Source organism: Bradyrhizobium sp. LCT2 (assembly GCF_009931255.1).
In the GTDB taxonomy this organism is placed as follows: domain Bacteria; phylum Pseudomonadota; class Alphaproteobacteria; order Rhizobiales; family Xanthobacteraceae; genus Bradyrhizobium; species Bradyrhizobium diazoefficiens.
Genome location: NZ_CP034432.1, coordinates 4,647,699 through 4,669,839, shown reverse-complemented (window position 1 = coordinate 4,669,839; position 22,141 = coordinate 4,647,699). Strand labels below are relative to the sequence as shown.

The window sequence follows — 22,141 nt, the reverse complement described above, 5'->3', positions numbered from 1 at the left end:
ACGGTAGCACCGGGGCAGGATCGCGAACCCCGGAGTTCGGATCATGAGCACGATCCCTGCGGACCTCGAAAGAAAGTTCGAACAGCGGTGGGTCGCCAGATGGGCGCGGCCCATTCCGCCGGCTCCTTTTGCGCGCCCCGCCTGTCCGAGGTGCAAGGCCCAGATGATGCTCGTCAGCATCGAGCCAAAAAGCCTAAGCGTGGACTTGCACATGTTTCGCTGCGCTGTCTGCAATCACGCACTTACGACCTTCGCAGCGCATGACGATCCCATGCATTCCAATGGCCGCTGGCTTCAAGGCGATTTGCACCCGCTAAGTAACCCGCGCTGCAAGTCGTGACCGAAAGCGAGACGCCGCGGCTGCCGGAAGGTTTCAGGGTCGAGCTCGACAAGGACGGTTGGCGGCACTGACTCGCGCGAAGCGGCGATGGCCTCAATGCATCTGCCGCTCTGACTGATCTTCACTAATCCGCCGGCCGCGTAGGGCATGACCATGTCCGATGACTGGACCAAACGAGCGACGAACATCCTTCGAGAACTTCATGCTGCCGAGACGGAGCTAATCGGCAGGGGTGTTATCCTGACCGACGGTAAGGCGGGGACGGTTGATCACGTCTTCCTTGACGAGGTGCACGGGCTCCGGATCTCGATCGGTGGCCACGACGGCAAGTGGCCTATTTCGACTCTGAAGCTTCTAGACTCCGGTTTCGCCAGATAGCGCAAGCGGCGTCAGCCCGCGGCAATGACCGATCGAGGCTGGGGGCGGCCGTTCGAGGATGATCCGATCGAGGTAGACGGGCGCAAGCTGGGGGTTGGCATCATGAGGGCCTTGAACCGCGGAGGGCCGACACCAGATGGCGGGCCACAGCGCAAGAAGGGCAAACCGTGCATGGTGATCCGATGAGCCGAATAAACCAGACCGGCCGTAGGATTATCTACGTCATGATGGTGATCGTGGTGCTGCTGGTCATATGGCAGATCCTCACGCCGCTTTGAGAAGGCCCGCCAGATAGGTGAGCTATGGCGGAATCTGGGTGATGACGGTGTGAGGAAGGCGGCGTATCGAGGCGGGTGACGAGCCTGCCAGAACCTCTCGAGGAGAGCGATACGCCATGACCGAGACTACCAATGTTCTTGCTTTCCGTCAGCCGTCCGCGGTTGATGATCCACTGACCGATATCGTTCGTGCCGGCGCGCGGGACCTGCTTGCCAGGGCGATCGAGATCGAGGTTGGCGCGTTTCTGGCCAGCACGGCCAATCTGACGCTGCCCGACGGTCGAGCGCGCCTGGTCCGACATGGGCACGGTCCGGTGCGCGAGATTGCGACCGGCATCGGTCCGGTGGAGGTCGCTCGTCCCAAGGTCCGCGACCGCGGAGCGAGCGGGCCAGGCGACCGCCTCCGCTTCAGTTCGGCAATCCTGCCGCTATGGGCGCGGCGGACGAAGAGCCTGGATGCCTTGATCCCGGTCCTCTATTTGCGCGGCATCTCGACCGGCGACTTCCAGGAGGCGCTCTCGGCGCTGCTCGGCAAGGATGCGCCGAACCTGTCGCCTTCGGTGATCGCCGGCCTGAAGGCCGATTGGCAGGTCGAGTACGAACGCTGGCAGAGACGCGATCTGTCGGCGCGTCGCTATGTCTACATCTGGGCCGATGGCGTGTACCTGCAGGCCCGCATGGAAGATCACAGCGAATGCATGCTGGTGCTGATTGGCACCACGCCGGAAGGCAAGAAGGAGCTGATCGGCTTCCAGGTCGGCGTGCGCGAGAGCGCGCAGAGCTGGCGCGAACTCCTGATCGACCTGCGGCAACGCGGGTTACGGATTGCCCCGCAACTCGCCATCGGCGACGGCGCCCTCGGCTTCTGGAAGGCACTGGACGAGGCCTTTCCCGGCACGCGGCACCAACGATGCTGGTGCCATAAAGTGAGCAACGTACTCGACAAGGTCGCCAAATCCGTGCAGGGCCCCATGAAGAACGACCTGCGGAACATCTATCTGGCCCCACACCGGGCCGAAGCTGAAACCGCGATCGACGTCTTCGTCGAGAAATACCACGTCAAATACGGACGTGCGGTGGAGTGCCTGATCAAGGATCGCCATGCGCTGCTCGCCTTCTTCGACTTCCCTGCTGAGCACTGGATCCACCTACGCAGCTCGAACCCGATCGAGAGCGTCTTCGCCACGGTGCGCCACCGAACGGTGCGGACCAAGGGATCGCTGTCGCAACAAACTGCGAAGCTGATGGTGTTCAAGCTCATCGACGCCGCATCGAAGACCTGGCGGCGATTGAAGAGCACGAACCAGTTGCCGAAAGTCATCGCCGGTGTAAAGTTCATCGACGGAATCGAAGTCATTCCGAACACTGAAAGCCACGCCGCCTGATCAGGCCGCGTCACCCAAAATCAGCCATAGCTCCAGATAGGTTGTCCGCCCGGTCACCGTCCGCGGTGATCACTCGGTGACCGGGCGCCCAGCGCGGACTTCGAAGTCCTGCTCGCCGGTGCCTGGCCGAGTAAGCCAGTCACAGTTTACCTGGAGTGGCAGCCATGATGCAGAACGTTGTAGCCGGATGCGTCGCAGTGGCTTTGATTATCCTGGCCTTGATTGGCTTCGCCCAAACGCACCATGAATGTTGGCACGGGCACGTGCTCCTAACCCATGAGCCCTGCGGATCCGTCAGCCCTTCAATATAGGAACAACCATTTCCGCTGATCTAGGCGCGGGACCAAAGCCCCGCCGCTCGTGAAGTTCTGCCGGCACAGGTAAGCTTGCGGACGACTCAGCGCGAAAGCCCCCTACCGCCCGGTAACCGCCTTCTGGCGCGCAGCGTTCAGGTCTGCCTTTGTCTGTGCAGTTGCGGCACTCGCGGGCTCTCGATTTGGGGGCGGCTCATTGAGGTCTCGAGCCCACGGCGCGCCAGCTCGAGCAACTGACTTCGGAGCGGCATGTTCTGAGCTGGAGCAGGCAGAGACGAGAGAGACGACAACAAGGGACATCCCCGTCCGGCCCAACGTTTGAGTGATCCTGTTCATCAGGCAATCAACTTCCGGCGCGGCCTTACTGTTGGCGCCCGCGATCCGCTCTAGCATCGAAATAGATGATCACCGCGAATGTGGCGCCTAGAGCCAAAACGCTGACACAGCCGGTAATCAACGCCACCGCCATCATAGCTGGATCAGTATTTCTACGGCGTCAGGGGTGGGCAATTCACGAATGATTAGCGCATGCAACAAGGGTGGGCCTCGCCATCGTGAACCGGCGGGCCTTTGCTTTTCCACACCCACGACGCGCAGTAGCTCGCGCGCGTTCCGAGGCCCAAGGGATTGATAATTTGACTCCGGCCGGCGCCGTGTTTCGATGGCGGCATGCCTCACCCTGCCCGACGCCACACGCCCGCGCATGTTGACGGCCGCGCCGTCAAGATCACCTTCGGCGAGATGCGGCAGATGGGCGTACGCGGTGTGCTGGTCTATTGCCATTGCGGCCATCACGTAGCTCTGAGCGCTGATCGCTGGCCGGACGATGTTCGATTATCCGACGTCGAGCCACGCTTTGTCTGCGGCGGATGCGGCAGTCGGGGAGCGGAGGTGAGACCAGATTTCGAGAGCGGCAGGCCGCCGCAGTTCGCGAGTTCGAACGCACGTTAGCACCTGGGAACCGTACCGCGCTGCAAAATGACGATGTTTTGCGCGCCAGACCTGTGACGATGTCGACAGGGTTTGCGAGAATCGTCCCGACTACCCATGGGAAGGCCCGCGCGCGTACCTGCGGCGGCGCCGGCGCTCGCCGCCCTATCTATCTGCAGCCTATGCGTACCGCGTTCGACCGCTATGCTGCGCATGATCTTCGGCAATTCAGTCTGCGCCTCGCTACCCGCGCGGAAACCGCAGCCCCTTCGCCGCCGCTCAGCTAACAATCTCGTTCAGTGTCTGTCTGGGACGAATAAACCCCTTTTCTCTTGCGAACTACGGTCAAGACCGGGTCTTATCTTGCGGTCCTGAGCTCATGCGATGACCATTTACACTGTCCACCACAGCACTGTTTATCGCTACCGCAGGCCCGTAAAGCTTGGGCAGCATCAAATGCTCTTTCGTCCGCGAGATAGCTTTGATCAGCGGCTGCTCGACTGCCAACTTGTGATAAAACCGGATCCCATCGAAATTCGCTGGATACACGACGTCTTCGGCAATTGCCTTACGCTGGTTGACTTCAATACTTTGGCAGAGCTGCTGGAGTTTGAAACGACAATTCGTCTTGAGCATACCCCAGAGAACGCTCCAGACTTTCGGATCGAGGAATACGCCCGGGAGCATCCGTTCGCTTATGACGGCAATGAGCTGCCGGATTTAGACCCATACATCCGTCGCCATTATCCAAGCGATACAGCCATCGACGAATGGCTTTCCAAGTTCATGGGACCTGGCGTTAACCGACCCACCGGGCAGTTACTCATGACGCTCAACGAGGCGATCGCAGAGGGATTTTCCTACCAGCGCCGCACGATGCGAGGTACACAAACACCCGCAGAAACCATAGGCCTTCAACAGGGAACCTGCCGAGATTTCGCATTTCTGATGATGGAAGCCGCGCGCTCGCTCGGCTTCGCCGCCCGCTTCATCACCGGGTACGTCTATGTGCCCGATCGCGATGGACCGGTCCGGCTCGGAGGTGGCTCGACACACGCTTGGTGTTCAATCTACGTCCCGGGCTCGGGCTGGGTAGAGTTCGACCCAACCAACGGAATAGTCGGGAATCGGGACCTTATTAGGGTCGGCGTAGCTCGAACCCCGGCTCAGGCTATCCCACTTTCAGGCAGCTACTGGGGCGATGCGAGCTATGGCGGAATCTGGGTGATGACGGTGTGAGGAAGGCGGCGTATCGAGGCGGGTGACGAGCCTGCCAGAACCTCTCGAGGAGAGCGATACGCCATGACCGAGACTACCAATGTTCTTGCTTTCCGTCAGCCGTCCGCGGTTGATGATCCACTGACCGATATCGTTCGTGCCGGCGCGCGGGACCTGCTTGCCAGGGCGATCGAGATCGAGGTTGGCGCGTTTCTGGCCAGCACGGCCAATCTGACGCTGCCCGACGGTCGAGCGCGCCTGGTCCGACATGGGCACGGTCCGGTGCGCGAGATTGCGACCGGCATCGGTCCGGTGGAGGTCGCTCGTCCCAAGGTCCGCGACCGCGGAGCGAGCGGGCCAGGCGACCGCCTCCGCTTCAGTTCGGCAATCCTGCCGCTATGGGCGCGGCGGACGAAGAGCCTGGATGCCTTGATCCCGGTCCTCTATTTGCGCGGCATCTCGACCGGCGACTTCCAGGAGGCGCTCTCGGCGCTGCTCGGCAAGGATGCGCCGAACCTGTCGCCTTCGGTGATCGCCGGCCTGAAGGCCGATTGGCAGGTCGAGTACGAACGCTGGCAGAGACGCGATCTGTCGGCGCGTCGCTATGTCTACATCTGGGCCGATGGCGTGTACCTGCAGGCCCGCATGGAAGATCACAGCGAATGCATGCTGGTGCTGATTGGCACCACGCCGGAAGGCAAGAAGGAGCTGATCGGCTTCCAGGTCGGCGTGCGCGAGAGCGCGCAGAGCTGGCGCGAACTCCTGATCGACCTGCGGCAACGCGGGTTACGGATTGCCCCGCAACTCGCCATCGGCGACGGCGCCCTCGGCTTCTGGAAGGCACTGGACGAGGCCTTTCCCGGCACGCGGCACCAACGATGCTGGTGCCATAAAGTGAGCAACGTACTCGACAAGGTCGCCAAATCCGTGCAGGGCCCCATGAAGAACGACCTGCGGAACATCTATCTGGCCCCACACCGGGCCGAAGCTGAAACCGCGATCGACGTCTTCGTCGAGAAATACCACGTCAAATACGGACGTGCGGTGGAGTGCCTGATCAAGGATCGCCATGCGCTGCTCGCCTTCTTCGACTTCCCTGCTGAGCACTGGATCCACCTACGCAGCTCGAACCCGATCGAGAGCGTCTTCGCCACGGTGCGCCACCGAACGGTGCGGACCAAGGGATCGCTGTCGCAACAAACTGCGAAGCTGATGGTGTTCAAGCTCATCGACGCCGCATCGAAGACCTGGCGGCGATTGAAGAGCACGAACCAGTTGCCGAAAGTCATCGCCGGTGTAAAGTTCATCGACGGAATCGAAGTCATTCCGAACACTGAAAGCCACGCCGCCTGATCAGGCCGCGTCACCCAAAATCAGCCATAGCTCGGGCGATGCCGGCGAGGATGTCAGCATGGAAGTCACCGTAAACGTGAAATCAGAGCCGATTGACGAATATCGCACCTGAAGCAGTGCTCTGATCTCATCGAAGATAATGAGACACGTCCTTAGCCCGCGATGCCAGCTCGCCCTCAACCTTGTCGATTTCCGCTTGGTTGCGCTCGATGAAGGCAGCGAGTTCGTCTCGAGACATCTCAGATAGCGCCTTTTGTTGTGGCGACGTGTCTTTACGCGTAGGAGCAATGTGCCCTGCCCGGTCCAAAACTTTGATTGAGAGATCCGCCCGGACGCGGGCGCTAACGCTTGCGTCCTGGAGAAGTGACTTCGCTACTCGATACGCCAGCGGTGCGCCGACCACCGCGAGATCGAGTTGGATCGACTCCGAAATTGCCGCCGCGACCGCTGGTAGCCGCATAGTCTTATAGACCGACTTCGGGTGATAGCCGGCGATCTCTGCGGCTTCCTCAGGTCGCCTACCCTCGTTTACGATAAGGCGCACCAACGTCCGCTGCTGTTCGGTGAGGTCGTAAGCTGCGATCGACGGCATCTAAGCTCCTTAGTTATCGCGCGATGAGTTCGCGGCGGCGATGAGACGGCGCAAGTCGATGTTGTACTGCGGCACGTTCGGATTCTTTACGGGGCGCTCCAGGAGATAGGCGGCCACGTTCGGATCGAACCAAGCCATGTGAATGATCTCGTCCGCATTCTGCTTGTTGGAAGGGAGCATCTCGAGGAGCAGCTTGAACCGCTTAATCAAGCCGCCGCCGGCCAAGTCGCCTTTGAAGTGGCGTACGGCCAGTTGAGCCCATCCCGGGATGTTGAGCTTCTCGGCCGTGTCGGACCCGACAGTCGAACGCTTCTCGGCCTCTTTGAAGTAGGACAAGATCTTGTGCGCCTGGCGGAGGTTGTTCATCTCTTCGGGCGTGAAGGTCTTCGCGAGCAACGCTTCATTGTCCTTGAACTCTCGCGCCAACCGAGCGAAATGCACCTCGAGTGTATCGCCTACCTGCCGAGTGCCCTGGACCTTGTCCGCAAGAACCTCGGACACGGCGGCCTTCCAGCCCCTTACCGCCTGGGGATCGCTTTTGATGAGCGCGTTGATTTCGTCGAGCTTGGCTCCAGCGTTGTACTTCCCGCCGAGCAGCTTTTGCGCGACGTCGCGGGCATCCTCCCGAAGCAGGGTCCCGACTGCCGACCGATCGATCTCAGCTTCGGTGGCCTTGCGGTTGGCGCGCGCTGCTTCCAGGTCCGCCCTTGTTTGCGCCGACATTTGCTCTCCGCGACGTGCGGCGGCGACAATGTCGTCGAACTCGCCCCGCACGGCGGGAAATTGCGCCAGTACGTCAGCATTGTTTAGCGCCCACGCGTTGGCGCGGATCGAGTTCACCGTGCCATCGGCATTGAGGGCCGATTTGGCGAAGTCGGAGCGCAGGTAGTCGCGAAGCGCCGCGTGAGCGTCCGGCGCAGCGGGTGACCCGTCAAGCGCCCGCGTCAAGCTGGTCGCCTTCTCCGGTGAGGCCAGGAAGCGGTCCGCGGTAGCACTTGGAGGCGTTCCGCCGCGGTTGAGCTCGCCGTCGACGTTCTGGCCGCCACGATCGAGCTCGCGGGTGAACCTTGCCGTCTCGTCATTTCGCTCGGGACGGAAACGCTGTGCGAAGCGCTGATAGTTGGCATTGGCTTCCGAGTAGCCAGGTGCGTCCTCGAGGGTGCGATTTATCGCGCTCCGCAATCGGCCCAGGTTGTCCGCGAGGTCGAAGTTCCCGGATGCCTGCGCGCGCTCCTGGGCCGGTCCGATGAACTTGCGTAGGTCCGCAAGGTCGCCACCGAGCGCCGTGCCGGTCCCGCCGACGTTGACCATTCGCCCGCTTTCCGGCGGATGCTCAACCATCTGCGGCCGCAAAGCGTCCAGCCGCCGCATGAAGTCCGCCGGCAGAGTTCCCGGGGCCAAATCGTTCGCGCCGGCGCGGATCCGGTCGATCACCGAGAAGACGTGGTCGGCCGGAAGCTCATCGGCCCGCCCGGGAGCACTGTCGAACAGCCGATTCTTTTCGGCGCGTGCCGGAATGTAGGTCCGATCGACGAAAGCCTCGTCCAGTCGACGCGAAGCGTTTGCCTTGACCTCACTATTGGCGAGCGCGCCGAACGGCTGTCCCTGATCCGATCGGATTCGATCAACAGACCGGATCGCTTCTTCTCTCTGGAGAATCTCGTTCTCTGCGGCGCCAAGTCGCTCATCTCGCGTCTGCGCGGCGCGGCGCACGACAGCACCGAGATCCGCCTCCGGGTCGCGCATGGCGTCAACGCGCTCTGCCGCTGCGGCTTTGACATTCTGGTCGCGCTTGATGAACTCCGGCGCCGATTTGAGGCGCGCTCCCTGCTCTGCTGCGATGAGACCGGGATCGCCCGACAGCAAACCTGACGTCGGCATTGCCGAGCTCTGCAAGGGCGAGGCGCCTTCCTCTGCCGGCCGCGACAAGGCGGCCGCATTCTCGCGGATGTCTTGCGCCAGCGCGCGCGGCGAGCCGGATGCGGCGTCTTGGATCCTAGCTGCGGCGCGATCGACATCGGCGGTGCTGTACGGCGCCCTGGTGTTCGGATTGAGCGGGATCGGTGCCGATGCAGAACCGAATGATTTCGCCGCAATGTTCTTGATTAAGCCGGCAATGCCTTCCGCGGTGCCCTGGATGGAGTTGGCGCCGACTGCCCCGACCAGAGGCGCGACAATGTTCGCCACCTGCTTCGGTATCGTGTCCCCGACGACAGCGTGCTCGGGGACGTAATCGTCCGCTGCGTTCACCGCAACGCCGGAGCCCATGCCGCCGATCGTGTCGCCGACAAGCGTCCGCGCGGGCGCCTCGGTGTACGGCCGGGACAGATGGTCCAGGACGCGCCCGACGGACGTGTCAGCCCGCGTTGTCGCAGCGGCGACGCTTGGCGCTCGCGCTGCAAGCATGGCGCCGGTACCGAGCGCTTGTGTGCCGAAGCGGTTGACGTTGTAGCCGAGCTTCTCGCCCGGAGACATCTCGCTCTCCGGAATGGAGAACGGCCCGGTGGCCTTCTCGACCAGCTTCGACGCCGGCGTAGCCATGGGAATGTTCGTGCCGAACAGCTTGTTGACTCCGCCGGAGATGAGGTTCTGTGCCCCCGCGACGAGATCGAACGGCCCCGTTACGATGTCCGTGAGGCCTTTGCCGACGCCTTGGGCGCCGACGGCGAGGCTGTGCAACGCACTCGGAGCGGCGTTCGGCTCGGCGGTCGCCGGCGAGACGTAGATGCGGCCTTGGGGCGTGGTGACAGGAGCGGATGGTGCGGCAGCGGGAGGCGCGTCGGGAAACGCCGCGAAAGGGTCATGATCGACAGGCACGAGCTTTGGCTGTGTAGGTGTGGCCGCCTGAGCGAAAGGATCGTGGTCGACCGGCACAAGCGTGGGCTTGCGATCGAGCGTATACCCATAGGGAAGCGGCGGTAGCGCGGTCGCCGCCGGCGGGTTTGGCGGGTCAAGCTTGTAGCCCGCCGGGAGTTGAGGAATCAGCTGCGGCGCTGGCACGGACCGAGGGTCTTCGGCCATCGGAAGTCGGCGATCGGAAGCGGTCACGTCAGCAAGTTGCGGAGCGCGCGGACGGGAACTCAATGCACGCTGGATTTCCGCTTGCGTGAAGTCATCAGGAAATTGGTGGATGCTGCCTTCGAACTCTACGAGTTTGGGCATTATCGACAGACCTCAGATACTACGGAGCTTGGCTCGCCAGCTACAGTCTTTGAACCGCGGGCTGCCAATCATTGCCGTCCATAACAGACCAGATGCGCGGCGCTCGGATCCACAGGCGCGCTCATTGCCTGATTTAGGAAACGGACCTGTACCGATCCGGCGGAGCGAGACCCTTGCGCGACAATGGCCATAACGCCCTCGGGCGTATTGCCGGCGATCTCCGTCGTCACTTGGCAGCAAAAGGCCGTGCTCGCAAACGGGGTTGTGAAGGTTACGTTGTAGATGCCAGCGGAGCTGCGCGAAATGCTTGCGACATTGTACGAAGCATCGATCACGAGGGCCGAGCCACTCCAGTGAAATAGAGCCCAGGCTTTTGCCGAGCAGTCGTGCTGTTGTTGCTGTGAAGGCGTCACGGCCGCCGTCGTGCTCGTACCTGCCTGCTGATCTGACTTCGTTGCGGCTGCGTCCGTTCCGACACCGATGTTCGACCTTGCTTGCGCCTTTTGGCCAGAACTGGCGGCCTGAACCGTTAGGAAACTGACGCCACCTAAGTTATTCAGGCCGGTCGACACATTCGCCAAGTCCGATAGATTGTTTCCGCGGACAAGCGCATTCGCCAGGGTCGTCGCGGCGTTGGCTGCGGACGTGGCCGCCGAGCTCGCCGACGTGGTCGCTGAGCTCGCGCTCGTCGCCGCATTCGTCTCAGACGTTGCCGCATTCGTCGCGCTGGTGCCGGCCGCACCCGCGGATGCAGCCGCGGACTCTGCGCTGGCAGATGCGGCGGACAACAACGTCTCAACGGAAGTCGGATCGCCCGTCATTGCTTTGACGCTGGTCGAAAGCTGGTCGAAGCCGATCGACCCGTTCATGACTGCGCCATCGGAGCGCAGCGACGTCTTCAGGAAGTCGACGATCTCATTCGTCGAGAGCGCAACTTGGTTGAAGTCAGCGTGGACCTTGTCGGCCGGCAGCGGCCGGGCCGGATTGGCGTTTTGGTACGAAACGTAATCGTATTGGCGCGTGTATTTGGTGGGGTAGGACATTGGTTGCCGACGGGGTGAGAGGAAGAGCGCGGGATTGCGCGGTGGGTGCCGTCGGCGAAGCGGCGTTGCGTCCGTGAGATAACTCTAGAGGACCGAAGTGAGCAAAAAGTTACGGCTCAGAGTGGCGCTCTACCGAAGCTTGCCAGTTGTGGCTCGGGTAGCGAGGTTTTCCCTCTCCCCTCGCCATTCATCCCCTAGGGAGGTGGAAGACCCGTGCGGCGTCGCCGCCGTGGTCAGACGGCGCGACTGACTGAGATTGACGTTGTTTTTCCGGTCCTCAAGCACTTGAGATAACACGACTTTCCCGTCGTGGGACCGGACTGCGCCGCTGTCGATCTGCCGGCTCAAGGTGGACTTGTTGACCCCGATCTTCCGGGCCGCCTCGCTGATTGGAATCAGCTCCAAAGGCGTTGCATCGTGTGGTCGTTGCATCAGATTTGCCCCCGGCAGCTAGCGACTTTTTGGGGCCGGGCCACCGGTTTTGCTTTTCCGCTGGGGAGGACCCGCGCCAACGCCTTCCAAGGCGATGGTGATTTCAGCTAGACAATTGTGCAACGAAAAGTTGCTTGGTTTTCATGGGGCTGAAATGCTGAAAAAGCTAAGCGAAATGCTCGTCGTGCAAGCCGTCAAGCACGTACTTGATTTCATTGGCTTCTGGCCGATTGCAGTCGCTTTTGCAATTGCAACTGCTGCAACAGTCTGGACTTGGCTCTCGAGCGCCTCGGTGCAAGTCCTCGTGCTGACCACATTCAGTACAATCGTGGCTTCCGTTTATCTGGCCCTATTGCCCCGCTTTGTCAGGACGCTCTTCGCAACTAAGACCTTCGACAGGCCCGATTTATCCCCGTGGAGCAGAGCAACCACACTTCGGCTCTACCAAGCGGCATGCCTGTTGGCTGATATCGACCCGACTGTCCCGGTGCCAGCGCCTGCTCGTGGTCATTTACAGATGCTGATATCTGCAGCCAAAGAGGAGAAGTTCAAAACGAACGCGCCCAACAAGGATTACGTTTCGCTCCAAACTGAGGCACGAGCAGAACACATCAAGAAGTACGTGGAGTCCACGGGCATGGAATGGTTTTCATAGGGCTGGAGTCCGATAAGAGCCCCTACCGGACTCCAGCAATCGCGAAACATGACGAACGGCAGCGAAAGCGTTGGCGATCGCGCGGCCCAGTGACTGGGTCTCGGGCTCTAACAAACTAAATGTGAGAGGATTCCGCCTGCTATGGCAGAGAACGTTCGAAAAGTGGTCAAAGTTTTTCTGGCTTCACCGGGCGATTTGGGAAGAGAACGCTCATTGGCAAAAGAGGCCGTCGATGAGATCAACGAAACGATCGGCCGAACATTTGGTTACCACGTCGATTTGATCGGGTGGGAAGATACCGTCTCCGCTTATGGGCGCCCACAAGCCTTGATCAATAAAGAGGTTGAACAGTGCGAGTACTTCATAGGGCTCATGTGGAAACGATGGGGCACGCCCCCAGACAGCGAGGGCCGGTTCACATCGGGCTTTGAAGAAGAATTTGAACTCGCATTGAGCCGCCGGTCCAGCGAGGGCAAGCCGGAAATCAGCATGTTTTTCAAGGAGATTCCATCTGACAAGTTGGACGATCCAGGCACCGGCCTTCAACGGGTGCTTGAATTCCGAAAACAAATGATCACCGAGAAACGCGTTCTCTTTGAAGATTTCAAGACTGAGGACGATTACCAGAAAAAGCTTAGACGTGCGCTATTTCGATATCTAAGTAATTTGAGGGCGACCAACGAGACCAGTCCCGACGATAGTTCCGTCGCACCGAGCGCAGGTCAAACATCCAGCAAAGACGCACCAACAGAAGGTATGCTGTCAACGAGCGCTCTATCTTTTCTCGAGCGCATTGCCGCAGTCGCCAAGAAAAAGAAGCATATTGAACCGTTTGATCTGGCTCGCTTCCGCCTCATTGGCCAAGTACTTCATCAACAAGGAAACGACGAAGACGTCATGGGCGTTCACGACGCCAATCTGATTTTCCGTTACGGTGATATCGGGCAATTAGGGCCCGACGAAGTCACTGCTCTAGCCGATTGCGGCCTTCGCAATATTTCTTCTCAGACAGCGCCCCTTTGGCAGTGGGTGGCCCATCGAGCGGACATTGTCGATTTCCTATCTTTAGGCACCTTCCTGGGAAGCGAGGCTGTCCGACGGGGATCATTTCGAGCGATGACGCTGATTAAGGCTCCGCTATACTTAGATAATCGAGGCGATCACCGACAAAGGCGCCGGCCTATCCAATGTGGTATTAGAAGTCGACACCCGGAACTTCATCAAACCCCGTGAAGCACCGATTTATGTCTGTCCGCTCAATCACGTTGTTAGAATGCCCGCTGGCGCACCCATTGCGCGCGCCGCCATGCAGTTTCACTACAGCTACAACCAGTCGGTGCTTTTCAGCCGGACCCCCATCACGCGACATTCAAAGAGTTTCCGTCTTTTGACGACTGTGATTCCACCTAGATGGACGGATCAACGACAGTTGGACTAGTGGAGTGCGATAAGAGCCCTTACCGGACTCCAGCACGAAAGCCGGTAGCATTCACCACCATTGAAAAGGGTGATCGATGGATGAGCAGGCGCTGAAAGTACGATACGCGGGTGCAATGCGCCTACTGGCGGAACTGCTTCGAGCTCAGGAATTATTTATTGGCGATATTGTCTTGGTGGATCAAGATCGCATCAACCCGAAAGCGCTGGGCTACATCTATGGCTTCGCCGACTGCGCCCTTCAGTACGGCCGGATGGATATCGGAAGCAAGTTTGGCCTCGGCCTAATGATGTCACTTCTCGTCGAATTCGACGATTCCAATGCCGATCGACTATGGGAATATTTGAAGGCGCCTGGCGACGCCAAGTCGCTGCTTGAAGGAGTTTCGCTCGGGTTCGACGATTACGCGACATGGGCGGAATCGGGTGGCACCGGAGCTCCGCCGCTCCGTTGGGCCAAGTGCTTCTGATGCGACTTAAGGTTGACGACAGCGAACAATTCAGGTGAGATTGCAGGCTTCCGTCCCTCACAGGTCTGACGATGTCGTCCGAAGCAAAGCCTCCGTCAACTGACGTCCGATAGGCACCCTTGGTGGATCCACGGGCGCCGGCGGCCGCAGCATGGCGGCAAGACCCTTGAGAATGCCAATGAACTATTACCTGTACATTTCCGAAACCAAGGTGGGCATGCTTCACAGCCAAATAGGAGTGACGCGTTTCTGCAAAATCAAAGCCGCGCTAAAATTGAAGATTCCCTTCTTCGAAGCATCGCTGGATAGCGACACCGGAGAGAAGTCGATCTACGCTAGAGCGGCGGAAGCTCCCTGCCATTCGGACCAGGAGCGCGGTGCACTTGCCCTCCTGGTCGGACTTGGAGTGGTCCAGGTGCAGCAGGATTTCGCAGTCGTACAGTTTGATCTTCTCGATTTCAAATCCATTTTGCCGCACACCGGTCGACCGCCAGTACGCGGGACCTTGAACTCCCCGGAATCGCAAAATTAGCGGAGCGGCTTTGCGGCGTTTTGACTGCGAGCAAGCCCCTCCCCCCGAGGGGTGGGAGTGGGCCGGGGGTGGGTGCAGGCTTGGCACGAGGCCATCACGTGGAAACACGCGTCAACTACGCTAGCCCGACGCCGTCGGCTCGGCCTTCATTTGAAGACAATCACCGCGCATCGAGACAGGCGAAGACGTTGGCATTGCTTATCTTTTAGAGTCACAAAAACCCCTGCGGCACAGGCATTTCTTGTCTGGTAATGCGCGATTTCAAAACCCGACAAGAGCGCTGAGATTCAGAAGTGCGCAAAGCGGATCAAGCCCTAAGCTGTCTGGTTTCACGTATTAGACTTTTCCAGACAAAACATTCCTTGCCGATCTTCCCGCTGAGCGCATCCTGATCGCGGGTCGAAAGCCCGAAACACTAGCCGAGAGCCAATCCGGTGAGCGGCAATCACAAATCTTGTCCAGGGGCCGCGCGCGTATGTCCAAGGCGCACGCCCAAAGGTGCGCGGGGCCGCCTAGTGTCGGTCATTTCGCCCCTGGACTCGCATCTTGCTCGAAAGGCAAAACACTATGCGCAACGCAATCGCCCTCCGCACCGCGACGACCTCGGATAATCTCGGCGCCCTCCTTGCTCGCCGCGGCACTGACCTCATCCTGGCCATAGAAGACGGAAACGCCCTGATCCGCTGCCACGTGAGCTCGGCGACCGCCGCAGCGATGCTGGCGCCACTCAAGGGAAAGGCCGCGGGCCAATTCCGTCCCCTGCCCGGCAACCTGGTCGAGATTGACGCTGCGGTGACACTCGCCGCCGCCATCCAAATGCTGGAGGCAAGGGCCGGCGCCGAAAGCCGGCAGCACCTGAACTGAGGTTACTTTCGGGCGGTGCAAAGTCCGCCCGACGCGCTTAGAATCGGCGCTCGTGCTTCCCCGGTGCTTCCCCCGAGGTTGTGCGAGCGTCATCGGCTTTTGATAGGAGCGAAAATGTCCCTGCAATCGCAGTTTGTTAGATGGTCGGAGCGAGAGGATTTGAACCTCCGACCCCTAGTCTCCCAGACTAGTGCGCTAACCGGGCTGCGCCACGCTCCGAACGTCGTTCCATTAGCTAGGATCGCCGCTTTGCGCAAGGCGAGGTCGCAGCATTTTGGTATCGCGATCTGATTGGCTCTGAGCCCAGAGCCCCGGAACTGCCCGCAAAGCCGGCCGATACCGCCCTAGCCGTCCTTCAGCGCCTGATCCAGCATTTCCCGGCAGGCGACGAGGTCGGCGAGCACCCGTCCCAGCCGCTCCCGGTCCAGCGCGCTGGGGCCGGCAGGCGCGGCGGGGGTGCCGCCCTTGCGGAAGGTGGTGAGGATTTCCTCGTCGTCGACCTCCGTGAAGCGGAAGTCGATGCCGTCCTCTTCGTCGCCCTGGTAGTCGTCATCGTCGGCGTCGGCGACGCCCTTGATCGGTGCCTCGTCGTCCGGCTCCATCAGGCTCGCGCCGATGGCGTCCTCGATGGCTCCGAACGAGACCGCGGCCGCGCCGTCGGCGAGGCCCTGGACCGATTTGACGCCGTGCTCCTTCAGGATCCGCTGCACCCCGCGGATGGTGTAGCCCTCCCCGTAGAGCAGCCGGCGGATGCCCTTGAGCAGGTCGACGTCGTCGGGGCGGTAATAGCGGCGGCCGCCGCTGCGCTTCATCGGCTTGATCTGGGAGAACCGGGTCTCCCAGAACCGCAGCACGTGCTGCGGAATGTCGAGTTCCTGCGCTACTTCGCTGATGGTTCGGAACGCATCCGGCGCCTTGTCCAAATGCCAAATCCTTATCCGAAAGGCGATTACGCCTCGGGTTGAACCTTGCTGCCGTCGCCGTTGGTACGGTGCTGGGCGTTGATCCGCTGCTTCAGGATCGCCGACGGCTTGAACACCATGACCCGGCGCGGCGAGATCGGCACCTCGGTGCCGGTCTTCGGGTTGCGGCCGATGCGCTGACCCTTCTTGCGGACCATGAAGGAACCGAACGACGACAGCTTCACCGTCTCGCCCTTCTCAAGGCAGTCGGTGATCTCCTTCAGCACGAGTTCCACGAAGGCGGACGATTCCGTGCGCGACAGGCCGACCTTCTGGTAGACGGCTTCGCACAGATCAACACGCGTTACGGTTTTACTTGTATCGGTCATCGCCCTGCCCCACATCACGGCGAACAATTGTTGTCTGAAATTATGAGGTTACGATACGCCGGTCAACAGCGCTCATCAATGCAGACGCATCGATATCGCCGCTGATTCCGGCAAAATTTTATCGACTGTGGCTCTACCAGCGCACCAGCGCCGAGCCCCAGGTGAAGCCGCCGCCCATGGCCTCGAGCAGAATCAGGTCGCCGCGCTTGATGCGGCCGTCCTTGCGCGCCACCGCCAGCGCCAGCGGGATCGAGGCCGCCGACGTGTTGCCGTGACGGTCCACCGTCAGCACCACCTTCTCCGGCGCGATATGCAGCTTGTGCGCGGAAGCGTCGATGATTCGCTTGTTGGCCTGGTGCGGCACGAACCAGTCGATGCTGTCGGCATTGAGCCCGGTCGCCTCGAAGGCATCGACGATCACGTCGGTGATCATGCCGACCGCATGCTTGAAGACCTCGCGGCCCTCCATGCGCAGATGGCCGACGGTCTGGGTCGAGGACGGGCCGCCGTCGACGAACAGCTTTGCCTTGTGGCGGCCGTCGGAGCGCAGATGCGTGGTGACGACACCGCGGTCGGTCGCCGCACTGCCCGCCTGCTCCTGCGCCTCCAGCACGACCGCGCCGGCGCCGTCGCCGAACAGCACGCAGGTGCCGCGGTCGTTCCAGTCGAGGATGCGCGAGAAGGTCTCGGCGCCGATCACCAGCGCGCGCTTGAAGGCGCCGGTGCGCAGGAAATTGTCGGCAGTGGCGAGCGCGAACACGAAGCCCGAGCACACCGCCTGCAGGTCGAAGGCCGCGCCGTGGTTGATGCCGAGCCCGTGCTGCACGGCGACGGCCGTCGCGGGGAAGGTGTTGTCGGGCGTCGAGGTCGCCAGCACGATCAGATCGATCGACTGCGCGTCCACGCCGGCATCGGTGAGCGCGGCCTGCGCGGCCTTGATCGCCAAGTGCGAGGTGAACTCGCCCTCGGCCGCAATGTGCCGCTCGCGAATGCCGGTACGCTGGACGATCCACTCGTCGGACGTGTCGATACGCGCCGCCAATTGGGCGTTGGTCACCACCTGCTCCGGCAGGTAAGAGCCGCAGCCCAGCACGACCGAACGAATTTTGGTCACGAAACAGCCTCCTGCGCGGCCTGCACGGAATTGAGTGCACCACCCTCGCGGTTGAGCATCTGATTGATCTTGTTCAGGAGATCGTAGTGAGCCATCTCATAGCCAACATCGATCGCATAGGCAAAGCCTTCGGCGCTGGTTCCGCCGTGGCTTTTAACCACCAGTCCGTTGAGCCCCAGGAACACGCCGCCATTGGACTTGTTGGGGTCCATCTTGTCCCGCAGGGCCTGGAAGGCGCTGCGCGCAAAGAGATAGCCGAGCTTGGACAGCCAGCTCCGCTGCATCTCGTTGCGGAGTAATTCCGCCATCTGCCGCGCGGTTCCCTCGGCGGCCTTGAGCGCGATGTTGCCGCTGAAACCTTCGGCGATGATGACGTCGGCCAGCCCCTTGCCGATGCCGTCGCCCTCGACGAAGCCGATATAGTCGAGTTCCGGCAGGTTCCTCGCCCGCAGGATTTCACTGGCTTCGCGGATCTCCTCGTGCCCCTTGATCTCCTCGGCGCCGATGTTGAGCAGGCCGACCGTGGGGCGCGACTTGTTGAACAGGACGCTTGCCATCGCCGCGCCCATGACGGCCAGCGACACCAGATGGTGCGCATCGCCGCCGATGGTGGCGCCGAGGTCGAGCACGACGGACTCGCCGCGCTTGGTCGGCCATATCCCCGTGATCGCCGGGCGGTCGATGCCCGGCAGCGTGCGCAGGTGGAAGCGAGACATCGCCATCAGCGCGCCGGTATTGCCGGCGGAGACCGCGACATCCGCCTCGCCCTTCTTCACCGCATCGATGGCAAGCCACATCGAGGAGGTCCTGCGGCCACGGCGCAGCGCCTGGCTCGGCTTGTCCGAGCCACTGACGGCGACGTCGGTATGGACGATCCTGGAAGCAGCCTTGAGCGCGGGGTGCTTCTCGAGCTCGGGCTCGATCCTGGCGCGGTCGCCGACCAGCAGGAATTCGGTCGCGCTATGCCTCTGAAGCGAGATGGCGGCGCCTGGAATGACCACGGCGGGGCCGACATCGCCTCCCATGGCGTCAAGCGCGATGCGAACCTTGCTTAGCATAAAAGTCCTGGAAACCTGGTCTGGTGCGGTCTTCAACGAGCGGGGGCCGCAAAATGGGTTCGCCACGGACGTGGCGGCGGCCAAGCGCCACGCCGCGCCCGGACCGGGGCGCGACAATAGCGTTTTGTTATCCCGAAACAACCTCTTGCCCCCAGCCTTTTGCATTCGGGGCGATCCGGCGGCAAACCAGAAGATTCGCAAGAAATATATGGAAATCAGATAGATAATTCAGGTTTTCAAACCACTCCCGCAAAGGCCTCGCGCTGCCTGGCAAGCGGTCTTACGGGGAATCGGCAGCTATTGGCCTTTCTTCTTGTCCTGAAGCGCCTTCAGCGCTGCGAAAGGATGGTCCGACGGGTCGAGGGCGACGACCTCCGCCTCGAACACGACCCCCGGCTTGCGCGGATAGGGGTCGATCGCCAGGAACAGGGCATCGGTGGCGAGCCGGCCGAGGTCGATGATGCCATTGATGATGGCCTCCGGCGGGTCGATGACCTCCGGTGGCTCCTCGTCGTCCTGGCCCTCCTCGATCAGGTCGGACAGGCGGCGTGCCTCGGCCTCGGGGGCGAACGTCAGGTCCACCTCCTCCTCGATCTCGTTCTCGATCGGATCGAGCGAGACCACGCAGGTCTGGCCGACCCGGGCGCGGACGTGGCCCGTGACCTGGACCCGGCCGCCGCTTTTCGGCACGACGTCGAAGCTGGCGTTAGCGGACAGGATCTCCCGCACGCCCGCGACCTCGGCCATGACCTGCCGTTCGGCGGCCGACGCCTCGATCTCACGGTGCAGGCCGGTGTCGGGAATCTGCGCAACGATGACGGGGGACCGCCAGGGATCGGGTCCAGTATTCGGTCGGCTCATGGCGTGACATCCTCGGGAAGCGCCGGGGGAAAGTTGAAGGCCGCGCGCAGCAGCGCGGCCTCGCCGGTCCGGCCGAGATCGGCGTCCGCGGCCCGCGCGTAGGCCGCGAGCCGCTCCGCCTGGTCCATGCCGGACCCATTCAAGATATTCTTGCAGATCGCCGCCGCCAGCGCCTCACCGCCGCCTTCGACCGCCTGATCGTAGGCCTGCACCCGGCCGTAAAAGGCCTCGCCGAAGGCCCGCATCCGCTTCGGCACGGTCTGGTCGCCCACCCCCATCTCGCGCAGATTGTCGTCCATGTCCTCGCAGAAGCGGTCGAACAGCGCCTGCGACAGCTCCGTGGCGCCCTGGACCGTGCGCAGGCGGCGCAGCAGCAGCCAGAGATGGAGCAGCAACAGGTCGAAACGCCCGTTAACCGTATCGGGCACGCCCAAGTCGCGGTAAAATATGGGTTCTCGCGCCTGCGTCACGATCATGCCATAGATGGCTTCAATGGTGCCCGGCGGGGCTAGCCGGGGTTTCCTGAAGTGATTGAACGGCCAAAGCATTGTGGTTTCCGCAAGCGGGCGCGCGCGTGTTGCATTCAGAGCCTCAGCCCGGTACTTCAGCGCCTCGCGCGACGCAAGGGGACGGAATCAGTTCCGCTATGACGATAACGAACCAGACGAGCCCGCGCGCAGACCAGCGGCGCGGCCTTCATGCACGCTGGCGCGGCCTGCGCATGGCTGCCGCTGCGGCCTTGGTCGGCGTGGCGCTCGCGGGCTGCACCGGCGAGCAGTTCCAGAAGGGCTACATCCTGCCGCCCGGCGCGCTGGAGCAGATTCCGATCGGCGCGAGCCAGGACCAGGTGCTGATCGTGATGGGCACGCCCTCCACGGTCGCGACCCTCGACGGCGAGGTCTTCTACTACATCTCGCAGCGCTCGGAGCGGATGGTCGCCTTCATGAACCAGAGGGTGGTCGATCAACGCGTGATCGCGATCTATTTCGACAAGAATCGGCGCGTGCGCAGGCTGGCGAATTACGGTCTCCAGGACGGCAAGATCTTCGACTTCATCAGCCGCACCACGCCGACATCGGGCCAGGAGATGAGCTACCTCACGCCGCTGTTCAAGCTGCTCAGCTTTAACTGAGCCTTCAGCCTGCGGCGTCGTGCCGCCCTCCGCGCGGCACTTACCGGCGCGTGCGACTTGCCGTCGCGCGCCGGGTTCCATACGCTCCCTGCAAAACAAGAAGCTGGGAGTGGATTCGTGCCGAAAACCTTGTTGTCCCGCCGCCGCGTGCTCACCGGCGCTGCCGGCCTGTCGGCTGCAGCGATCCTGCCGCGGTCGAGCCTGGCGGACTGGAAACCCACCGAAAACGTCCGCCTCGTCGTGCCGGCTGCGGCCGGCGGCTCGACTGACGTCATGGGCCGGCTCCTGGCCGCCCATCTGCAAACCGCCTGGGGCCAGTCGGCCGTCGTGGAAAACCGCTCCGGCGGCGGCGGCACGATCGGCACCGCCGAGGTGGTTCGCGCCAAGCCGGACGGCCACACCATCCTGATCGGCAACCCCGGGCCGAACGCGATCGCCTACAGCATCTTCAAGAACCTCACCTACAAGCCGGACCAGCTCCAGCCGGTCTCCAACATGATCCGGATCCCGAACATCGTGTCGGCGCATCCGAAGACCGGCATCAAGTCGGTCGCCGAGCTGATCGCCTATCTCAAGGCCAATCCGGACAAGCTCAGCTATGCCTCCTCCGGCGTCGGCCAGAGCCCTCACCTCACCGGCGCCTGGTTCTTGCAGCTCACCGGGCTGAAGATGACGCACATCCCGTTCCGCGGCGCCGGGCCCGCGCTCCAGGCCGCGCTCGCCGGCGACATCCAGATCCTGTTCGACAACCTCTATCCGAGCCTGCCGCAGGTCCAGAACGGCACGCTCACCGGCCTCTGCGTGACGACCGCCGAGCGCAGCGACCTCGCGCCGAACCTGCCGACCATGCGCGAGAGCGCACCGGAGCTGGCCAATTTCGACGTCTCGTCGTGGTTCTCGGTGTTCCTGCCGAAAGGCGTCCCCGCCGGGGTGCTCGAAGCGCTCAATCTCCAGGTGAAGGCGATGCTGGAGCGCGACGACATCAAGAAGAACATCGCCGCCATGGGCGCCCGCGCCGACTACGGCACGCCGCAGCAGTTCGCCGACTTCGTGGACGCCGAGACGAAGAAGTTCGCCGGCATCATCCAGAAGGAAGGTTTGCAGATGGATGTGCAGTAGGCGGGCTCGCTTGCGGCGCAGGAGATTTGAACCAGTTGAAGGCGATGAGGACGGCCGCCGCCAGCGCGACCGCCAGCATTGTACGCGCACCGGATTGCCGGCCACCGGCTTGCACCCTGCCGCAAGTCGGACAGACCGTGTCGGCCATCAGCATGTCGCAGCCGCACCGGATACACTTGGTCG

21 protein-coding genes and 1 tRNA gene are annotated in these 22,141 nt (G+C 62.0%); 12 read left to right on the top strand and 10 right to left on the bottom strand.

Annotated elements, in window-relative coordinates; genetic code table 11:
- Positions 1–487 precede the first annotated feature (487 nt).
- From EI171_RS45260 to EI171_RS22530, 5 genes are all read left to right on the top strand, one after another.
- Positions 488–718, top strand: coding sequence for a photosystem reaction center subunit H (locus tag EI171_RS45260; protein ID WP_081369264.1), 231 nt, complete (start codon positions 488–490; stop codon positions 716–718).
- A 394-nt stretch (positions 719–1,112) separates the two neighbouring features.
- Positions 1,113–2,381, top strand: a complete 1,269-nt coding sequence (locus EI171_RS22540) for an IS256 family transposase (RefSeq protein WP_038952271.1) — start codon at positions 1,113–1,115, stop codon at positions 2,379–2,381.
- A gap of 983 nt (positions 2,382–3,364) precedes the next feature.
- Positions 3,365–3,646: a hypothetical protein gene (locus EI171_RS45780; RefSeq protein WP_246740600.1), complete on the top strand. Its 282-nt coding sequence runs from the start codon at positions 3,365–3,367 to the stop codon at positions 3,644–3,646.
- Between the two features lie 363 nt (positions 3,647–4,009).
- Positions 4,010–4,864: a transglutaminase family protein gene (locus EI171_RS22535; RefSeq protein ID WP_161534713.1), complete on the top strand. Its 855-nt coding sequence runs from the start codon at positions 4,010–4,012 to the stop codon at positions 4,862–4,864.
- A 63-nt stretch (positions 4,865–4,927) separates the two neighbouring features.
- Positions 4,928–6,196 carry an IS256 family transposase gene (locus EI171_RS22530; protein WP_038952271.1) on the top strand — a complete coding sequence of 423 codons (1,269 nt, stop codon included), beginning with the start codon at positions 4,928–4,930 and terminating at the stop codon, positions 6,194–6,196.
- A 127-nt stretch (positions 6,197–6,323) separates the two neighbouring features.
- Here the strand turns inward: EI171_RS22530 and EI171_RS22525 are convergent, their stop codons facing one another.
- From EI171_RS22525 to EI171_RS22515, 3 genes are all read right to left on the bottom strand, one after another.
- Entirely contained in the window at positions 6,324–6,788 is a 465-nt protein-coding gene (locus EI171_RS22525) for a hypothetical protein (protein ID WP_161534712.1), read from the bottom strand.
- A gap of 9 nt (positions 6,789–6,797) precedes the next feature.
- On the bottom strand, positions 6,798–9,950 hold the full coding sequence (locus EI171_RS22520) for a hypothetical protein (protein WP_161534711.1): 3,153 nt from the start codon (positions 9,948–9,950) through the stop codon (positions 6,798–6,800).
- 68 nt (positions 9,951–10,018) lie between these two features.
- Positions 10,019–10,993 carry a hypothetical protein gene (locus EI171_RS22515; protein ID WP_161534710.1) on the bottom strand — a complete coding sequence of 325 codons (975 nt, stop codon included), beginning with the start codon at positions 10,991–10,993 and terminating at the stop codon, positions 10,019–10,021.
- Between the two features lie 586 nt (positions 10,994–11,579).
- On the opposite strand from EI171_RS22515, the gene EI171_RS22510 reads away from it, so the two are divergent.
- The 5 genes from EI171_RS22510 to EI171_RS22490 all read left to right on the top strand — a co-directional run bounded on the left by EI171_RS22510 (position 11,580) and on the right by EI171_RS22490 (position 15,383).
- The gene (locus EI171_RS22510; RefSeq protein ID WP_161534709.1) at positions 11,580–12,080 is read left to right on the top strand and encodes a hypothetical protein; all 501 of its coding nucleotides are present in this window, start codon (positions 11,580–11,582) and stop codon (positions 12,078–12,080) included.
- A 141-nt stretch (positions 12,081–12,221) separates the two neighbouring features.
- A complete protein-coding gene (locus EI171_RS22505) occupies positions 12,222–13,313 on the top strand; it encodes a DUF4062 domain-containing protein (protein WP_161534708.1) in 1,092 nt (363 codons plus the stop codon).
- 281 nt (positions 13,314–13,594) lie between these two features.
- Positions 13,595–13,987, top strand: coding sequence for a hypothetical protein (locus EI171_RS22500; RefSeq protein ID WP_161534707.1), 393 nt, complete (start codon positions 13,595–13,597; stop codon positions 13,985–13,987).
- Between the two features lie 178 nt (positions 13,988–14,165).
- On the top strand, positions 14,166–14,519 hold the full coding sequence (locus EI171_RS22495) for a hypothetical protein (protein WP_161534706.1): 354 nt from the start codon (positions 14,166–14,168) through the stop codon (positions 14,517–14,519).
- A 567-nt stretch (positions 14,520–15,086) separates the two neighbouring features.
- The gene (locus EI171_RS22490) at positions 15,087–15,383 is read left to right on the top strand and encodes a hypothetical protein (protein WP_161534705.1); all 297 of its coding nucleotides are present in this window, start codon (positions 15,087–15,089) and stop codon (positions 15,381–15,383) included.
- Positions 15,384–15,524: 141 nt separating this feature from the next.
- Here the strand turns inward: EI171_RS22490 and EI171_RS22485 are convergent.
- The 7 genes from EI171_RS22485 to EI171_RS22455 form a co-directional block, all read right to left on the bottom strand.
- Positions 15,525–15,602 (bottom strand) — tRNA-Pro (locus EI171_RS22485).
- Positions 15,603–15,727: 125 nt separating this feature from the next.
- The gene (locus EI171_RS22480; protein ID WP_028171642.1) at positions 15,728–16,306 is read right to left on the bottom strand and encodes a MerR family transcriptional regulator; all 579 of its coding nucleotides are present in this window, start codon (positions 16,304–16,306) and stop codon (positions 15,728–15,730) included.
- Between the two features lie 26 nt (positions 16,307–16,332).
- The gene (locus tag EI171_RS22475) at positions 16,333–16,674 is read right to left on the bottom strand and encodes an integration host factor subunit alpha (RefSeq protein WP_028171641.1); all 342 of its coding nucleotides are present in this window, start codon (positions 16,672–16,674) and stop codon (positions 16,333–16,335) included.
- Positions 16,675–16,807: 133 nt separating this feature from the next.
- Positions 16,808–17,788: a beta-ketoacyl-ACP synthase III gene (locus tag EI171_RS22470; protein WP_060912465.1), complete on the bottom strand. Its 981-nt coding sequence runs from the start codon at positions 17,786–17,788 to the stop codon at positions 16,808–16,810.
- Positions 17,785–18,846 (bottom strand): phosphate acyltransferase PlsX, encoded by a 1,062-nt coding sequence (gene plsX, locus EI171_RS22465; RefSeq protein WP_161534704.1) that lies wholly within the window; start codon positions 18,844–18,846, stop codon positions 17,785–17,787. Before plsX ends, EI171_RS22470 begins: the two co-directional genes overlap by 4 nt.
- 297 nt (positions 18,847–19,143) lie before the next feature.
- Positions 19,144–19,707, bottom strand: coding sequence for a DUF177 domain-containing protein (locus EI171_RS22460; protein ID WP_161534703.1), 564 nt, complete (start codon positions 19,705–19,707; stop codon positions 19,144–19,146).
- Positions 19,704–20,255: a ubiquinol-cytochrome C chaperone family protein gene (locus EI171_RS22455; RefSeq protein ID WP_161534702.1), complete on the bottom strand. Its 552-nt coding sequence runs from the start codon at positions 20,253–20,255 to the stop codon at positions 19,704–19,706. Before EI171_RS22455 ends, EI171_RS22460 begins: the two co-directional genes overlap by 4 nt.
- 98 nt (positions 20,256–20,353) lie before the next feature.
- Here EI171_RS22455 and EI171_RS22450 point away from each other — a divergent pair, with 98 nt between their 5' ends.
- Complete coding sequence (locus EI171_RS22450; protein ID WP_161534701.1) at positions 20,354–20,839, top strand: outer membrane protein assembly factor BamE; 486 nt, start codon at positions 20,354–20,356, stop codon at positions 20,837–20,839.
- 117 nt (positions 20,840–20,956) lie between these two features.
- On the top strand, positions 20,957–21,958 hold the full coding sequence (locus tag EI171_RS22445) for a tripartite tricarboxylate transporter substrate binding protein (protein WP_011087786.1): 1,002 nt from the start codon (positions 20,957–20,959) through the stop codon (positions 21,956–21,958).
- Positions 21,959–22,141 lie beyond the last annotated feature (183 nt).

Coding starts and splice junctions, on each gene's coding strand:
- EI171_RS22515 (WP_161534710.1), bottom strand. CDS start 10,993: ATGTCCTACCCCACCAAATACACGCGCCAATACGATTACGTTTCGTAC.
- EI171_RS22530 (WP_038952271.1), top strand. CDS start 4,928: ATGACCGAGACTACCAATGTTCTTGCTTTCCGTCAGCCGTCCGCGGTT.
- EI171_RS22450 (WP_161534701.1), top strand. CDS start 20,354: ATGACGATAACGAACCAGACGAGCCCGCGCGCAGACCAGCGGCGCGGC.
- EI171_RS22540 (WP_038952271.1), top strand. CDS start 1,113: ATGACCGAGACTACCAATGTTCTTGCTTTCCGTCAGCCGTCCGCGGTT.
- EI171_RS22505 (WP_161534708.1), top strand. CDS start 12,222: ATGGCAGAGAACGTTCGAAAAGTGGTCAAAGTTTTTCTGGCTTCACCG.
- EI171_RS45780 (WP_246740600.1), top strand. CDS start 3,365: ATGCCTCACCCTGCCCGACGCCACACGCCCGCGCATGTTGACGGCCGC.
- EI171_RS22535 (WP_161534713.1), top strand. CDS start 4,010: ATGACCATTTACACTGTCCACCACAGCACTGTTTATCGCTACCGCAGG.
- EI171_RS22490 (WP_161534705.1), top strand. CDS start 15,087: ATGCGCAACGCAATCGCCCTCCGCACCGCGACGACCTCGGATAATCTC.
- plsX (WP_161534704.1), bottom strand. CDS start 18,846: ATGCTAAGCAAGGTTCGCATCGCGCTTGACGCCATGGGAGGCGATGTC.
- EI171_RS22475 (WP_028171641.1), bottom strand. CDS start 16,674: ATGACCGATACAAGTAAAACCGTAACGCGTGTTGATCTGTGCGAAGCC.
- EI171_RS45260 (WP_081369264.1), top strand. CDS start 488: ATGACCATGTCCGATGACTGGACCAAACGAGCGACGAACATCCTTCGA.
- EI171_RS22455 (WP_161534702.1), bottom strand. CDS start 20,255: ATGCTTTGGCCGTTCAATCACTTCAGGAAACCCCGGCTAGCCCCGCCG.
- EI171_RS22460 (WP_161534703.1), bottom strand. CDS start 19,707: ATGAGCCGACCGAATACTGGACCCGATCCCTGGCGGTCCCCCGTCATC.
- EI171_RS22495 (WP_161534706.1), top strand. CDS start 14,166: ATGAACTATTACCTGTACATTTCCGAAACCAAGGTGGGCATGCTTCAC.
- EI171_RS22525 (WP_161534712.1), bottom strand. CDS start 6,788: ATGCCGTCGATCGCAGCTTACGACCTCACCGAACAGCAGCGGACGTTG.
- EI171_RS22520 (WP_161534711.1), bottom strand. CDS start 9,950: ATGCCCAAACTCGTAGAGTTCGAAGGCAGCATCCACCAATTTCCTGAT.
- EI171_RS22500 (WP_161534707.1), top strand. CDS start 13,595: ATGGATGAGCAGGCGCTGAAAGTACGATACGCGGGTGCAATGCGCCTA.
- EI171_RS22510 (WP_161534709.1), top strand. CDS start 11,580: ATGCTGAAAAAGCTAAGCGAAATGCTCGTCGTGCAAGCCGTCAAGCAC.